General features: G+C 67.6%; 9 protein-coding genes and 3 pseudogenes. 9 read left to right on the plus strand and 3 right to left on the minus strand.

Annotation, left to right across the window (positions count from 1 at the left end; genetic code table 11):
* The first annotated feature begins 536 nt into the window (after positions 1-536).
* Together ACFZBD_RS34580 and ACFZBD_RS34585 are read left to right on the plus strand one after the other, a co-directional pair.
* Complete coding sequence (locus ACFZBD_RS34580) at positions 537-725, plus strand: hypothetical protein (protein WP_391147600.1); 189 nt, start codon at positions 537-539, stop codon at positions 723-725.
* A 449-nt stretch (positions 726-1,174) separates the two neighbouring features.
* Positions 1,175-1,429, plus strand: coding sequence for an EF-hand domain-containing protein (locus ACFZBD_RS34585; RefSeq protein ID WP_391147602.1), 255 nt, complete (start codon positions 1,175-1,177; stop codon positions 1,427-1,429).
* A 621-nt stretch (positions 1,430-2,050) separates the two neighbouring features.
* Here the strand turns inward: ACFZBD_RS34585 and ACFZBD_RS34590 are convergent.
* Entirely contained in the window at positions 2,051-2,686 is a 636-nt protein-coding gene (locus tag ACFZBD_RS34590) for a hypothetical protein (RefSeq protein WP_391147605.1), read from the minus strand.
* A gap of 16 nt (positions 2,687-2,702) precedes the next feature.
* Between ACFZBD_RS34590 and ACFZBD_RS34595 the strand changes: the two genes are divergently transcribed.
* Positions 2,703-2,960: a hypothetical protein gene (locus ACFZBD_RS34595; RefSeq protein ID WP_391147608.1), complete on the plus strand. Its 258-nt coding sequence runs from the start codon at positions 2,703-2,705 to the stop codon at positions 2,958-2,960.
* 97 nt (positions 2,961-3,057) lie between these two features.
* On the opposite strand, the gene ACFZBD_RS34600 is transcribed toward ACFZBD_RS34595, so the two are convergent.
* The gene (locus ACFZBD_RS34600) at positions 3,058-3,363 is read right to left on the minus strand and encodes a hypothetical protein (RefSeq protein WP_391147612.1); all 306 of its coding nucleotides are present in this window, start codon (positions 3,361-3,363) and stop codon (positions 3,058-3,060) included.
* 64 nt (positions 3,364-3,427) lie between these two features.
* Between ACFZBD_RS34600 and ACFZBD_RS34605 the strand changes: the two are divergent.
* The 3 genes and pseudogenes from ACFZBD_RS34605 to ACFZBD_RS34615 all read left to right on the plus strand — a co-directional run.
* A pseudogene (locus tag ACFZBD_RS34605) lies at positions 3,428-3,889 on the plus strand (replication-relaxation family protein); the annotation flags it as partial.
* Positions 3,890-4,933: 1,044 nt separating this feature from the next.
* Positions 4,934-5,647 (plus strand): hypothetical protein, encoded by a 714-nt coding sequence (locus ACFZBD_RS34610; RefSeq protein ID WP_391147614.1) that lies wholly within the window; start codon positions 4,934-4,936, stop codon positions 5,645-5,647.
* 73 nt (positions 5,648-5,720) lie between these two features.
* Positions 5,721-6,116 (plus strand): hypothetical protein, encoded by a 396-nt coding sequence (locus ACFZBD_RS34615; protein WP_391147615.1) that lies wholly within the window; start codon positions 5,721-5,723, stop codon positions 6,114-6,116.
* 241 nt (positions 6,117-6,357) lie between these two features.
* Here ACFZBD_RS34615 and ACFZBD_RS34620 read toward each other — a convergent pair whose 3' ends face one another.
* Positions 6,358-6,534 (minus strand): hypothetical protein, encoded by a 177-nt coding sequence (locus tag ACFZBD_RS34620; protein WP_391147618.1) that lies wholly within the window; start codon positions 6,532-6,534, stop codon positions 6,358-6,360.
* Positions 6,535-6,557: 23 nt separating this feature from the next.
* On the opposite strand from ACFZBD_RS34620, the pseudogene ACFZBD_RS34625 reads away from it, so the two are divergent.
* The 3 genes and pseudogenes from ACFZBD_RS34625 to ACFZBD_RS34635 form a co-directional block, all read left to right on the plus strand.
* Positions 6,558-6,778, plus strand: a pseudogene (locus ACFZBD_RS34625) (transposase); the annotation flags it as partial.
* A 1,166-nt stretch (positions 6,779-7,944) separates the two neighbouring features.
* Positions 7,945-13,194: an RHS repeat-associated core domain-containing protein gene (locus ACFZBD_RS34630; RefSeq protein WP_391147621.1), complete on the plus strand. Its 5,250-nt coding sequence runs from the start codon at positions 7,945-7,947 to the stop codon at positions 13,192-13,194.
* Positions 13,195-14,128: 934 nt separating this feature from the next.
* Positions 14,129-15,187 (plus strand): annotated as a pseudogene (locus tag ACFZBD_RS34635) (IS110 family transposase); the annotation flags it as partial.
* Between the last annotated feature and the right edge of the window lie 99 nt (positions 15,188-15,286).

Raw genomic sequence — 15,286 nt, forward strand, 5'->3', positions numbered from 1 at the left:
GTTCGCCATGCTCCGCGACGGAACCTTCTACGAACCACGCATCCCCGAAGCAGCCATCGCATGACCAGCTCCGGCTTGACGAAGGACATAGAGGCACCCCCCGACGCCACCGGCTCGGCCGACGCCACGGGGTCAGTGGTGGGCGCGCCGCCGAAGCTGGCCCGGCCGGCTTCGGCCGGGTGATAACCGGCGCGGGGGCGGCGTTGCTCGCCGGAGCGAGAGTTTCGGCGGGTTCGTTCGCAGGCAGGTGGATGCGGGTGTCGCCGCGCCGCGGCCGCAACGTCGCGGCACTGGGGGAGATCCTCGTCGGCGAGGGCGGCCCTGACCTCACCTCGCGCTGCGGGCGAACCCCTTTACCCGGCGCTTCCTTCAGGTCTCCGCCGACATCATCCTCGACGCCAACCCCAGCCCCCAGGAAAAGGCCCCCGACGACGAGGACTCGGCCAGCTCCCGGGCGCTGTCCCGGCCGCTCACCAACGCGCTGACAAACGCCTTCACTCACCCGCACCACCTACACGCAGATCAACGACGGCCAGGTGGGCCCGACGACCGCGATCCAGCCGGGTGACCCGCTCTTCAGTGTTGGCTCCGCCTCCCGCTCCGAACACGTCGTGATGGCGATCGGCTACGGATACGCCGTACACGCGCCGAAGCCGAGCTGCGCCGTGGAGGTCACGAAGCAGGCCGACCTAGGGCCGATCCTCCTGGTCGTACGCGTCGTCTGAACGGCTGTGCACTGGGCCTCAGGCCGCGCACAATATCCGCGCTGCCTCCACCAACCAGATCGGCGTCCTGCCCGAATTCTGCCTCCCGGACACTGGCCGAGCTGAGAGCCCGGACCTGTGCGGGCGCTCTACGCCGGTAGCCCCGGCCGCGGGCGGACTAAACACCCGAGTATGACTACTGCACGGCTTCCGTCTGCTCGCAGAGCGACGACGAGCTTTGCGGTAGGCCGTCGGCAACCGGCTTCTATGGGAGGTGTCCCTCGGGTCGAGTGCCCGACTGTGTGGCCGATCGCGGCACCGTCGGCGCCGGCCTCGACGACGGTCACGGGTAGTCGCGTGGAGCTTTCGGTGCCGACATCTGGCTGTCAGACCGCCGGGGACGCGTGCTCCGGGATGCCCGGTGGAAGGCTCACTGTCGATCAGCACCGTGTTGACCAGGAAGGGCAGCCATGGACGACAGCCAGCGAGCTCATGCAGAACTTGAAGCAAAGAGGCTCTTTCGCGAGATGGACACGAACGGGGACGGCAGCCTCACGGTTCGCGAGGTGATGGAATACACCTCCCGCCACCACCAGGGTGCCAGTCACGAATGGCCTGCCTCCATGCAGAACGCGCTCGACGGCTTCATCGCTGCCGACCTCGACAGCAGCCTGTCGCTGACCGAGGAAGAGTTCGTCCAGCACTACGTCCAGTCGCAGGCATGACCTGCGGGCCGTCTCAGCCGGGGACATGACGACCTCGTCCGGCCACCCTTGGCACTTTCCGTACTGCGGCATCAAGCCCGAACTCCCGGCAAGCCCTTCCGCTCCTCGCTGCAGGGAACGGCCGCGTGGAGACCACAGTGAAGCGGCCCGCGATTGGGTGTCCCTGGTGCCGACCAGAAGCTCGATGGCCGGATGCCACCGGCGGCAGTCCGTACAGCAGCTCCAGTATGTGGCCACGCCACCAAAGTGGCTGTCCAGCGCAGTCTCGTGAAGCTCCACGAGCCCCGCGGTGGGCGGGACCCTCCGCCCCTGCTCGTTCGATAGGCGCTCTTTCTTCAGGCCCACGGCCGTGCGCAGGCCCACAGTTGGACCGACAGGTCCTCGGCGACCAGTTCCTGGCGCCAGAGCAGAGAAACAGCCCGGGCAGCGTCGCGAGCCGGGTCCCCCGCCGCCTCTGCCCGGGCAGCAGCGGTCGGCTCGCGAAGAATTCCCCCAGGCGGTCCACAGCAGCGCGGTGCAGGCCACGGGGGTGCAGGCAGCGCGACAGGCACCGGAAGCACCCCAGCAACGCCGCCTCCGGCGCCCCACCACCCGATTGAATCCCCAGCTTGCCTGGAAGGCCTAACGAAGCAGTGCACGCTGTTCCTGCTGTGCACTTGGCTCACCGACGAGGACTGGCGCGAGCGGCTGCTGCCCAGCCTCCCGGCCCGCGTCCGCGCGTACTGGGAGACCACGTCTCCCAAGCTCGGCCCGGACGCGGTGCCAATGGTCACCTACGTTATCGACCGCCTCGACACCTCCCAGTCCCTCCAGGAGTTCTTCGGCAGCCCCCGCTCCGCGTACGACGTCCGGCACGCCATGGACACAAGTAAAGCCGTCTTCGTCTGCACGTCCGGCAGCGAGAGCGACGCCCTGGTCAGCTGCCTGCTCATCCGCGACCTGCACCGCGCTGGCCTGTCCCGCCAGGACACCCCGGGCGATGAACGGAACTCCTTCTGGGTTTGGGGCGACGAGCTCACCGCCCTCGACAGCAGCAGCAAGGGCTTCCTCGCCGCCATTGCCGAACAGCTGCGCAATTACGAAGTCCGCTTCATCAGCATGACCCAGTTGGCGCTCCGTCTCTCCGCCATCACCCGCCAGGTCCCTCCTGCAAAACCAGAGCTGGTTGAGCACCTGCGCCGCCGACTGCGACGAGGCGGCCTGCGTCGCCAAACGGTGGAACGGCCACTTGTCGCCGGAGGCGATCACCGAGCTCACGAAATACCACTACGTGATGTCTCTGAACCGCAACGGCGCCCGGACTACGCCCTTCAGGGTCCGCGGCCTGCCCGTCGATGAGGTCTTCGCGCACTTCAACAACCCCGGCGGCGTGGCCGACCTCGACCAGGCGATCGACACCAGCCTCAACCGCCGCCCGCTGCGCGACATCCTCGACGACTTGGGGGCCCTCGACGCGACCGTCCTCGCCCATCACCCGGGCCTGCGTCCCGGCGGCCTGTTCGCGGGCGACCCGACTAGCATCATCGACTAGAAGGGAAGCCCCCATGCCCTACCCGCGGTCCGCCCCCACCGGGCTGGGCCAGGTCGTACAGCAGGCCGCCCAGGTCATCTACCAGCACCGCCTGGTCTCAACGAGGCAGCTCCACCGGTTCGTCAAACCCCACCGCACCCGCAGCGGGTGCCTGCCCCGCCAGCTCCACATCTTGCGCGAAGCCGGGTCCGCCGACGTCGTCGGCCGCCGCACCACCGGCTAGACCGAGCTCCTGTGGTGGCTGACCGAGACGGGCGCCCAGGCTGTCGAGGCCGTCGGCCTGCTCCAGCCACGCCCATACCGGATGAGCCCGGAAGTCGCCCTCGACCCCGTCAAAGAACACACCCTCGCCGTCGTGGACACCGGCGCCGCATTCGTCGAACACGCCCGCCGCCTCGGCCACGAATGCGGCCCACTGGACTGGTCGCCCGAGATCGCCCACTACTACAGCGACGAAGCCCGCCCAGGGGAGAGAGCTGTCCCTGGTCCCCGACGCCGTCCTCAACTACGTCCACACCGAAGCCCGGCAGCGCACGCTGCTGACCTTCTTCGTCGAGGTCGACCGTACGCGGATGACGATCGCCCGCCTGGCCCAGAAGCTCCAGGCCTACGCTGCCTACCACGAGTACGCACCCCACGCTCCGGCGGCCAAGGGCACTCCCGCTTCCCGGCGCCTGGCCGCGATCCCGGCCCGGCGCTTCTGCTACCCGGCGTTTCCCCGGCTCTTGCTCGTGCTGACCGGGGCCTCCGAGGCACGTCTGGCCCGCCGGATCGCTGATCTGCGCAGCCTCGCGGCCAGTGACCCCGCAGTTGCCACAACCCCGCTGCGCGTCGGCGTAGCCGCCCTCGACCTGCTTCGTACGCATGGCCCCTTACCTGTCGACCGCCTGGCTTTCAGGGCCTCTTGCCCGCGTTGCCTGATCCTGTAGGAGACCCAGACAGATGCAGCAGGGCGCTCACGGTGTCAGGCGTACAGACCGTGCTGCGAGCGCTCCGTGGCTTGTGCAGTCTGTTCCCCGCCCGGTTGTTGGGGGCCGAGGTCTTCGGGGGCAGCCCCCGAACCCCCGCGCTCGGCATGTTCCCGCCCCGCCCCAGGGGGCGTGCCGGGCCCACGCGGAGCGGTGGGCATGCGGGCCGGTGCGAACGAGAACCAACCCTAGGGCCGATGAGCGTGTCGCTTCCTGGCGGGGGGGGCTGAGGTCAGAGGTGGTGCACGTGACCACTGATCCCAGTCGCTTGACGAACGGATGACCTGGGCGCGCACTCGGTGGTGCAGGTGCGAACGGGGCGGCCACGGCAGCAAGCAGCACTGTTGACCCAGGCTCGCCGGTTGAGGAGTCAGGGAGGTGCCGCACCTTAACGAGGCATGCCGCGGCGCCCTGTTGACTGACCGGCTGTCGCGTGTTGCCGTCTCTTAATAAGAGAGCGCGTCTTCGACATCTCTCTGACCTGCATCTTCTCGTGGCACAGCAGCTCTGGCGGACACACTTGGGGGTCAAATCTGTTAACGCAGCGATGACACTTCCCCCAAAAACTCAACGTGACGGAAAGTCGGGGATCAAGGTGAGGGCTACGGCGAACATGCAGACCAGAGAGGTGCACAGACCTCCGCACGGTCCGGGAGACGGACGCGGAAGGACGACTCAGATTAGGCAGGTGTGTTCGCCGGACCTGTAAAACTTAACCGCAAGGCAACTTCTGGCTCCGGCGCGCGCCGGAGCTTTCGCTCAGGGAAAGTGCTGATGCGGATCGCGTGCCCCACCCGTGAAGCCCCTCGGTGAAGCCCCTGCAAAACGTAACCTGACGGAAAATTCCGGAAGGGCAGGGGCGCCGGAACTTTCTCCGTCGGAAAGTTCCGGCGCCCCTGCAGGGATGCGTCGGCAACTTCCGCCCAGGCGACGCGCCGTCAAAACTTAAGCGTACGGAAACTTTTGGGTTAGGCTCCTTCTGCCTGAACAGCAGAGGAGGGCTCAGTGACGCCTGAACCGCCGACGCGAGCAAAGCGTCGGCCCAACCCGACCCCACCCGCCGAGGCGCTCAAAAATGGCGACGCCGTCCTCGACGACATCGTCAGCCTGCTGGCTGGCCACATCGGGCAGACGCGGAGCGTCGCCCCTTCACCGGCCGGGCGCAGGGCGGCCCGTGGAGGGCCCAAGGTCCAGATCCACATCGATTACAGCGACACCGACCCCCGCAGCATCCACACCATGGCCGGCGAGATCGGCTACAGCATCACCTCCAACTGGTTTGCCCAGTGGATGGCCAAGCTGCTCGTGGCCGGAGTCCTTTCCCGATCCCGAGCCGCCGTCTTCCTGTTCGTCGCCGGCGGACAGAAGAAGGGCACTGGTATCGCCTCGTACACGCAGCAGCAGATCACCGACGGCCTCAACGAGCTGCTCGACGAGGTACCTGGCGCGAAGAAGATCACACGTCCGACCGTCAACAAGGCCGTCAAGACGCTCATCGAGTGGGGCTGGCTGGAGAGCGCCGGGTACGGCCGCATCCGCTTGAACGTCACCCTCTGGTTCGCCGGTAACAGTGGTGAGCAGAAGAACGTCCTGGAGGAAATCGCTTCCGACCACGGGGAAGAGCCTGAGGCCTTCCCCCATAAGGTCGGGCCGACGTGCCTGCCAGGCCAGCAGATGCTGGACTTCGAGGATCCGCCAGCCAGGGGAGCGGCAGTATGACCAGCGCCCGCATACCTCGACGACACGACCAAGGAGACTCCACCCGATGCCCAAGCCTGTAATGTCCCCGCTCGTGACCGAACGGATCTGGGCGCTTCCCATCGGGGCGGCCGCGGTGAAGTTCCTGTCCTACCTCGTCTTCCGCAGTGAGACCGGTACGGGCAACCTACCCTCGCAGCAGGCAATGTCGGCCGAGTACAAGGTCAGCCCGGCAGCCGTAAGCAAGCTTCTGAACCCTCTGTTCGAGCTGAACGTGGTGCTGCGGGCGCCCAGTGAGCGCAGCCGGCGCACCAACAGCTACAGCCTGCATCCGCTCGCAGCCCGATACGAGAGCGCCGAGGCCATGGACGACGCCTTCGCACAGGCTCTGGAAGACATGCGCTCGGGCAAGCTCCTGCCCCTGAAGTTGCCTGAATACCAGACCGTGCCCCCCGCGCAAGGAACCCCCAAGCTCCGTAGCGTGGCCTAGCCGATAGCAATGGAAGAAGGCCCCCACCTAGTGGTGGGGGCCTTCTTCCGCCTGAACAACAGATTGTCACCAGCATACGCGGGCGGGTGCGATCCCGTCCACGTACCGACCGGCATCCATGGGTATCAGCGCAACTGTCCTCTGCTGCTGGTGACGGCAGAACGGGCATTTGCGTAACGAGAGCTCACTGTGGCCTCCTGTGGCCGCCGCGATGCTCCCCCTCCGAGGCTGCTATGTCGTGTCAAGCAGCTTGTGCAAGTTCCTCGACGCTTCCGACCTGGGTTCGGTGAGTCCGTTCGAGGATCTTGAAGATCTGGCGGCAGATGGTGCGCTTGAGGCATCGCTGCGCGTCGCGGGAGGTCTTCCCCTCGGTGATTCTGCGGGCGGCGTACGCCTTCGTGGTGGGGTCGAGCCGCATGCGAATTGGTGCGAGGTCCCTGCCTGCCCGGACTCGCGATGCGACGGATCGCCGGCCTCTATCCAGGCGAGGCGACGACCGATGCGAAGAACGTGGCGGTGATCGCGGACGCGGCCCGGACGATGCCTCACACTTTGCGTTCGCTGGAGCTGACCGACGAGATCACCGCCCAGCTCACGGTGCTGACCGGCTTCGACACCCGGCCGAGGCCACCCGCACCAGCAACGGGATACGCGGTCTGCTCCCCCTGAGTACCGTGCTGGCCGTCGCGGCCGCCCTCGGCGCGGCCGTCGCCGTCTCCGCCGTCGGCTACCGCACGAAGGCCCTGGCTATCGTGAACGACGTGCCGGCCGGGCAGCCGCTGACGGATGCGGACATCGTCGTCGCGGAAGTCTCCGCGGACGCGGCCCTGACCCCGATGCCGGCTACCGACCGCTCCCTGGTGGTGGTAAGCGCTCCGCGGTCGACCTGTGCAAGGGCAGTCTGCTCGTTGCCGCCCAGCTCCAGCACGGCAGCGGCCTGGGCGACGATAAACAACAGGTCGGCGTGCAGGTCAAGCGTGGCCAGACCCCCGCCGGCTCCCTCGTTCCCGGTGACGCCTCGCGGTCACCGTCCCCGGCCAGGGCGCGCAGCCCACCGGCAGGACGGTGCCGAGGCCCCGCCCACCTCCGTCAAGGCCGTCGTTGTCTCCGTCAGCCGGCTTCCGGCGCCGTCGTCGTGAATCCGCCACGACGAAGACGGCGACCTTGCCCTGCGCGGGGCCCTCGCACTCGTCCGCGGCCGACTCCCAGCGTTACGCCAGGGCCGGGCCGGCCATCCAGGAGATGGTCTCGGCCAGTGCCGACGTCGCCTACGAGCTGTCCACGCGCAGCAGGGAGGCCGCTGACAACCCAGCGGCCGGAGGCGTCGACCGCCCTGTTCGTCGGAGGTATAGGGGCCAGCGGCGCACCTTGGGGGGCGCGGGTATTCCAGGGCCGTAGACGACCCCGTGGAGCCCTTGGCAGCGAGATCAAACGCAGGCCGATGTCCTCGGAGAAGCCCGCCAGCGTCCTGCCGACCTGATGCGGCACCAGCTACCGGGCGGCCCATGGGTTGCCGGCCGGCCGGCCTGTCGCGTGTCATCCGGTGCAGACGCCGGTGGCCCGATTCTGTCCGGTGGAAGCTGCCGGTTGGCTGGGCCGGTACCTGTATATCTTCCTGGCTGGAGCTGTCATGCCGCACCGTCTGCCCGTTGATTCTGCTGGCGCGGCCAGACGTGCCGGAAGTGTGCCGTGTGCGGGGTGGCTGCGCCGGGTATGGCTGGCCACCGCGGTGGTAATGGCTGTCACTACGGTGCCGGTGGTCACGGCCAGTGCGGTGCGCGGAGTGTTTGTAGCGGGTGCTGCTGGCGGGGTGTCAGGTGCGGTAGCGATGGGCGGTGGTGCGACCGGTGACATCCATGAGCAGACCGGCGCGTTCCAGAGCGTTCTGCCGCTGGTGTCATTGCCGGGCCGCGGGAGCGCTGCGGTGGAGCTGGCGCTGGCGTATGACCAGGGTGCGGCGCGTGCGGGAGTGGACCGGCACGGTCTGGGGCAGGGTATGGGCCTGGGTAAGGCGTTCATCGACCCGGACGGCGGGGGGACGCTGCACACCGCGTCCGGCGGGGGGAGTTTCCCGCTCGCCCCGGGTGACACCACCCGTACCGGCCTCAAGCGGTATCTGCTCAGGGACCTCGCCCTGCGCGACAGCCCGGGCATCATCCCCGAGCGCGACGGGCTGGACGGTGTGCCGCGGGCCTACCGGTGGGTCCTGGCCTACAGCGACGGGCGGAAGGGTTTCTTCTCCGCCGAGGGTGATCTGGTGGCCGAGCAGGATGTGTTCGGCAATGAGACCGCCTACGCCTGGGAGATCCGCGGAGAGCAGCACCGCCTGGTGCGGGTCGTGGACGCATACGGCCAGGCGGTCACATTCGGCTACGGCACGGAGGGCCGGGTGACGGTCACCTCACCGGTGCGCAGTGACGGCCGGCAGCCTGAGGTGGTGCTGCACCTGGACGGCGGCCGCCTCACCTCCGTGGTCTATCCCGGAGACCAGGTGACGAAGCTGGGCTGGGACTACACCCCTGAAGGGATGCCCGGTCGGCTGCTGACCCGGGTTGAAGCCCCCACGGGTGCGGTCACCCGCATCAGCTACAGTCAGCCCCACGGCTTCCCCGTCGCCTCCTCCCTGAGGGTCACCGACCCGCAGGGGAAGGGCCTCACCCCGGAGCGGACCTTCAGCCTGGGCGCGGAGGGTGAGTATGCGGGGCATGACTTCACCGGCCGTGGCCAGTACCCTTCCGCGGATGCGCTGTTCGACAGTGCGGATGCGGACTACCGGTATGTGACCGAGCTGTCCGACGGCCGTTCGACTGTCCGGTCCGTCTACAACAGCCTGCACCTGCTGAAGGAACGCACCGCCACCCTCAACGTGAACGGCGAGCAGAAGCCGGTACGCACCCAGCAGCTTGAGTACGAGGGCGAGCGCGACAACGGCCGGACCCCTCCGCCGGCCTCCGCTCTGCCTGCGAACTACGGCAAACCCGTCCGCGCGACCGTCACCGTTTATGACCCCGGCACGGGCAGGACCCGCACGACCACGGAAACGGCCCGCTTCGATGAGCACGGGCGTGAAGTGGAGCGCACGGACGTGACCGGCGCGACAACGGTTACCGCATATGACCCCACCGCCCTCGACGCCAGAGACGCCGACGGGAGCGGGGACAGCAGCCAGGACGGAGACAGCGGCGAGGGCAGCGAAGGCCGGGACGGCGGCCAGGGCGGGGAGGGCAGCGCCCTGCCCGCTGGTTACGGGCTGGCGGTGAAGCAGACGGTGACCGGCAGCGACGGCGCCGAGGCCGTCACTGAGAACACTCTCACTGCAGACCGCAGGAGCATCGCCGCCACGAAGCAGTCGGTGAAGAACGCGGGCGGGGAGAGGCCTTCCGCCCGGACCGTCACCGCGTTCCGGGTCGATGGGCACGGTGAGATCACCGGGAAGACGGTTACCTGGGCCGAGGGCGCGAAGCCGGAGGGTGTCCGGGGGCCGGATGAGGTCACCGAAACCTATGAGTCCGCGGTCGATACCGGCGCGCATACCCGCACTGACACGGTGAAGACCGCGGCGGGTGCCAGCAGCCAGGTTACCGACCTGGTCACCGGGCAGGTCATCCGCGCCACTGACACCGAAGGCCGCACTGCCGAGAGCAGTTATGACCTTGCCGGGCGGCCGGTCACACAGAAGATGCCCGGCGGGCCGGACGGCAGAGGCCTTGTCACCACCACCGCATACACGCCCGTCAGCACCACGGTCAGCACCCCGGGCAAGGACGGTGAGAAGCATGTGACCGTGGAGCACCGGGACATGCTGGGCCGGGTGGTGAAGCAGACCGACAACATCCGCGACGGTGAGCTGACAGACGATCCGGCCGCCCGGACCCTGCAGAGCGTGCAGTTTGAGGACCAGGGCCGCACCGCGAAGGTCACCGACGGCGCCGGGCGCACCACCGTCACCACCAGCGACGACCTCGGGCGGCCGGTGAAGACGGTAGCGCCGAACGGGATGACCAGGTACACCCTCTACGCGGATGCCGCCACCGCCGAGACCTCCACCGTCACCACCCTCACCTTGCCCGCAGGCGAAACCGACCCCGCCAAAGCCGTGGTCACCGCCGCCGAAACCCGCGACAACGCCGAACGCCCCATCGCCACAGGCTCCACGTTCGCCGACGGCACCCGGCAGACCGGCACCAGCCGCACCTACGACAGTCTCGGCCGCACCGGCGAAGCCGTGTCCCAGGACGTGGCCGCCACCCCCGCCTACGGCCCGGCCGGCGCCCCAGCCGTCACCACTCTCACCCCGCAGGACACCGGCACTTTCCCCGGTGAGCCGGTCACCGCCACCAGCCCGCAGGACCTCACCGGCGCACCGGTGATGAAGACCCTCACCCCCGGCCAGGACAGCGAGGGTGCGGGGGGACGCTCCGGCATGGCCCTTGTCCGTGACGCCGCCGGAAGGGTCGCCGAGGAACGCCGCCCCGACGGGACGAAGACCGCCTTCGCCTACACCCCCGCCGGTCAGGTAGCCGAGTCCGTCTCCCCCAGCGGCATCCGCACCGCCTACCGGTACCACGAGGCAACCGGCCAGGTCCTCGAAGTAACTGTCACCTCCGCGGACGGCAGCAGAGAAGAGAAGACCGGCTACAGCTACGACCCGCAAACCGGGGCCGTCACCGAAGTGTTCAACCCCGGTGACAAGCCCGGCAGCTGCATCTCCTACACCTACGACGCCGACGGCAACACCACCGAAGTCGCCTACCCCGACGGCAAGACTGTCCGGCAGGAATACGGCGACAACGGCCTGCTGGAGAAGACCACCGACACCGCCGGGCTGACCACCTTCTACACCTACAACAGTGACGGCACCATCAAGGAAGCCGTCCAGCACGAACGCGACGACACCAGCAGCTCCGTCGAGGCCAGAGTCGCCTACACGTACGACGGCCTCGGACGCATCACGAAGACCGACCGCGGCAACGGCGTGGTCACCGAAACCGAGTTCACCGGCGCCAGCCAGATCAGGCACGAGAAGACCACCCGCGAGGGGAAGGTACTTACCGAGGCGTCCTACACCTACGACAGCCACGGCAACCTCACCCAGCGCACCGACACCCGCCCCGAAGCCAGTCACGGCGGCGCCCCTGGCCCCGCTGGGACCACCACCCGCTACACCTACGACGCCTACAACCGGCTGCTGGCCTCGCAAGTCCTGGACGAAGCCGGTACCCAGCTCACCTTGACCCGCTACACCCTGAACGTCTCCGGCGACATCGTAAAAACCGAAGCCACCCCCCACGCCGGGGACCAGGCGGGCAAGGCAGAGGTCACCGAGCACGGAATCGACCCCAGCGGCCGCCTCACTATCCTCACCACCAACGGCGGCGGCAACAGCGCTGTCCGGAAACAGGCCTTCAACACCGACGGCAACCTCACCACCAGTCACGACGGCACCGTATGGACCTACAACCTCCACGGCCAGCCCGCCACCATGACCGCCCCCGACGGCCGCACCACCCGCTACACGTACTGGGCCGACGGCACCCGCGCCACCCAGGCCGAGACCATCCCCGCAGGCCACGCCAGCGGCAGCAATGACAGCGGCACGGCTAGCCAGGAACACACCACCCGCTTCTACTACAGCCCTGAGGGCACCATCCGCAACGACACCCACACCACCACCAGCACAGGCACAGAGGATGCCGGCGCCGGCGAAACCGCAGACATTGAGACGGCTGTGACGGCCTCGTACCTGCTGGCCGGCACCCGTCACGCCCGCACCCTCACCGGCCCCGGGGCGGATGCCGCTGCCGCTACCGGCGCCGGATACCTCATGGCCGACCGTCACGGCAACATCACCGCACTCACCGGCAGGAGCGGTGAGGTGTCCCAAGTCTGGAACTACACCGACTACGGGCAGCCCGCCAGCCACGACGGCACACCCCTTGCCTCGTCAGTCACCGCTAGTCCCGCGGGCCCCACAGGTGCGGCCCGCCAGCCCTTCACCTTCGCCGGCGAATACACACACACCAACAACATCCAGTATCTCAAAGCCCGCCTCTACGACCCGGGTACTGGACGCTTCACCACGCCTGACCGGGCACCCCAGCACAACCGCTACCAGGCCTTCGGCGCCAACCCCATCACCAATATCGACCCAGAAGGAACCACCGAAGTCCCCGACTGGCAGAACTGGCTGGTCACCGGCCTGTCCGTGTTCCTGACCGCCATATCCGCCGTCGCTACAGCCGTCAGCTTCGGTATCGCCGCCCCGGTTACCCTCATGGGAATCGTGCTCGGCGGGGCATCAGCCGCCCTTGAAGTCGCCAGCGCTGCTACCCAGTCTCTGTCCGGGCTCCGTGACATCAGTACTGCCCTGCAGACCGCTGCCCTCGCACTCGGCCTGGCCGACGTCCCTGCCGGAGCTGTCTCTAGCATCCTCACCGCCGGAAGAATCGCCGGAAAGATGGGCATGAAGGGTGCAGTTAAGTCTGTAAAGAGGTTCAGCGGGATTCTCCCTCTGCCCGATGCCGACGCAAAAGGCGACATCACCCGCATCGAACGCATGCACCAGCAGGTTCACGACACCGCAACGGGAAATGTCTGCGCAATAGCGACCTTCGTCTGCGTCAGCAACCTCCGCGCTCCCATGGGCGACAGAATCGACGTCACTGCCACCGGCTCTATGCGATGGATCTCGCATCCCCGAATGCGGCAGCTCGCCGAAGCCGCCGGAGAATGGTCAGCCCCGATGAATGCAGAGGGTCTCTTGAAATTCTTCCGCGGCAAGAAAGACCTCGTTGACACCTATAAAATGCACATAGTCAGCGTACGCAGCACTCGCATACCGCAGCCCATTTACGCTCTCGCAGGCCCGGACGTTCCCAGCCACTACTTTCCCGTCGTCACCTCTAGAAACCATAGCGGCGAGGGGATCTACCCGAGTTACGCCCTCGACCTGGACAAATTCTTCCGCATCAGCAAATCCAGCCTTGAAAAAGCCTTCGGCTCCCAAGAATTCCGTGTACTGCATGTCGGCGACGTCGACGCATCCTGGTTCAATGGACTTCCGTTAGAGTTCGAGTAGCACAAGCTGCGGCAGCCAGCGGGCGGCACCCCCACCAGGTCCGCTAGTACAGCACAGTCCCAGGCCAGAGCGCTGACCGCGACGGTGGTCAGGTGACCTTTTCCATTTCTGGATCACGATTACGGCGCTACCGGGTCTCGCAGCGGGGGCCCGTTCCCCGGCCTGTCAGGTCCCGCCCAGAGGCAGACGCCGTTTCGGTGCGACGCTTTTCACCCCGCCTCGGAGCGTCTCAGAATTGATGCCGGGCTCCTGGCCGACCTAGGTGACCGTCCTGCTCGATGCCGACGCCATCCGGACAGTTTTCTCGCGGAACTCCGGTGAGTACTTACCTGGTGGGCCACTGCTCATTCCCTCCTGCCCAGGGCGGGTGATCCTTTTGGGCCGCTGTCCGGAAACTTCGAGGCACCTCAGCTCCCTCCTCCCGGGCGAGTCGCGGCCCAGCCTGCCGCAGATCGCTTCGGTCACCGTGTGTGCGTCACGGAGTGGTAGCCGCCGCAGGCGCGTGCTGCTGGCTGCTTCCGACGGCGAGGCGGGTCCCGTCCGGGCTGACAGCCGCGTGGGCGCTGTCTATGTGTCCCCTGAGGGTGCGGTGGGTCATTCAGTACCTGCCGGGGCAACGCGGGAGCCATTTCGCCGCTCGGCGACGAAGCACGGGCGACCAGCAGCAGACGGTGATCCTGGCTCGGGCGCTGGGACCCCACACCGCAAGTCCCCGTTACCGTCTTCGTGGCCTCGCAATGAGGCTCCCGGCCTTCGGCCCCGGTATGACTTGAGCCCCCAGCCGATGATGATCGAGGTGTCGCCGGTGCCGGAGGCATTGGCAGACCGCTGATTAGAGGCACGAGCGCCCCTGGGCAGTCTCTTCGTAACGTGGATGCCGGCACGCTGATGCCGCAGGTGAGGCCGGGAAGAATGCGAGCGCGGGAGCGAAGGCATGTCGGACGAGACGGGCATAGATGTCTATCTTGGCCTGGACGTCGGCAAGGGCGATCACCATGCCGCCGCCGTGGACCAGGCGGGGAAGAAAGCCTTCGACAAGCCGCTGCGCAACAGCGAACCAAAGCTGCGGGAGCTGTTCGGCAAGCTCCAGGCCAAGCACGGAACGGTACTGGCGGTCGTCGACCAGCCGGCTTCCATCGGGGCCCTGCCGCTTGCGGTCGCCCGGGACGCGGGCTGCCGGGTCGCCTGCCTGCACGGACTCACGATGCGGCGGATCGCCGACCTTTACCCTGGCGAGGCGCAAACGGACGCCCGCGACGCGTTCATCATCGCGGACGCCGCCAGAACGATGCCTCACACCCTGAGGACCATCGATCTCGCGGACGAGACCGTTGCCGAGCTCGCGATGACCGCCGGGTTCGACGACGAATCGCGGGCGAGTCCACCCGGATCGCCAACCGGCTCCGCGGCCTGCTGACCCAGATCCATCCGTCCCTGGAACGGGTCCTGGGCCCACGGATCCAGCACCCGGCCGTGCTCAAACTGCTGGACCAGTTCGGCTCCCCGGCCCAGATCTGCAAAGCCGGACGCCGTCGCCTCGTGACCCTGATACGTCCCAGAGCACCGCGAATGGCCGAGCGGCTGGTCGAGGACATCTTCGCCGCACTCGACGAACAGACCTCTTCGTCCCGGGCACTGAAGCAGCTGCGCTGATCGTCCCCAGCCTGGCCAGTTCACTCCGGTCCGTTCTTGACCAGCGAAAACTCCTCGCGGCCCGGATCGAGGAACTCCTAGCGGCCACCGTCTTTCCCAGGTCCTGATCTCAGTGTCCGGCATCGGGATCAGGACCGCGGCCCGCATCCTCGTCGACGTCGGTGACGGCAGCGGTTTCGCCACCGCCGGTCACCTCGCCGCCTGCGCCGGTCTCGCGCCGGTGACCCGCAGTTCCGGCTCCTCCATCCGCGGCGAACAGCCCTCCCGGCGAGGCAACAAACAGCGCAAGCGGGCCTTCTACCTGGCCGCGTTCGCCTCGCTCTCCCGGCCCGGGTCACGTGCTTAGACCTCGTTTCACTTGGTGAGCCGCCGGTAGTTGATGAGGCTGGTGGCGATGGCTGTGAAGGCGAGGAAGTGCTCGGGCTTGCGCTCGTAGCGG

Source organism: Streptomyces sp. NPDC008121 (assembly GCF_042957155.1).
GTDB lineage: Bacteria > Actinomycetota > Actinomycetes > Streptomycetales > Streptomycetaceae > Streptomyces.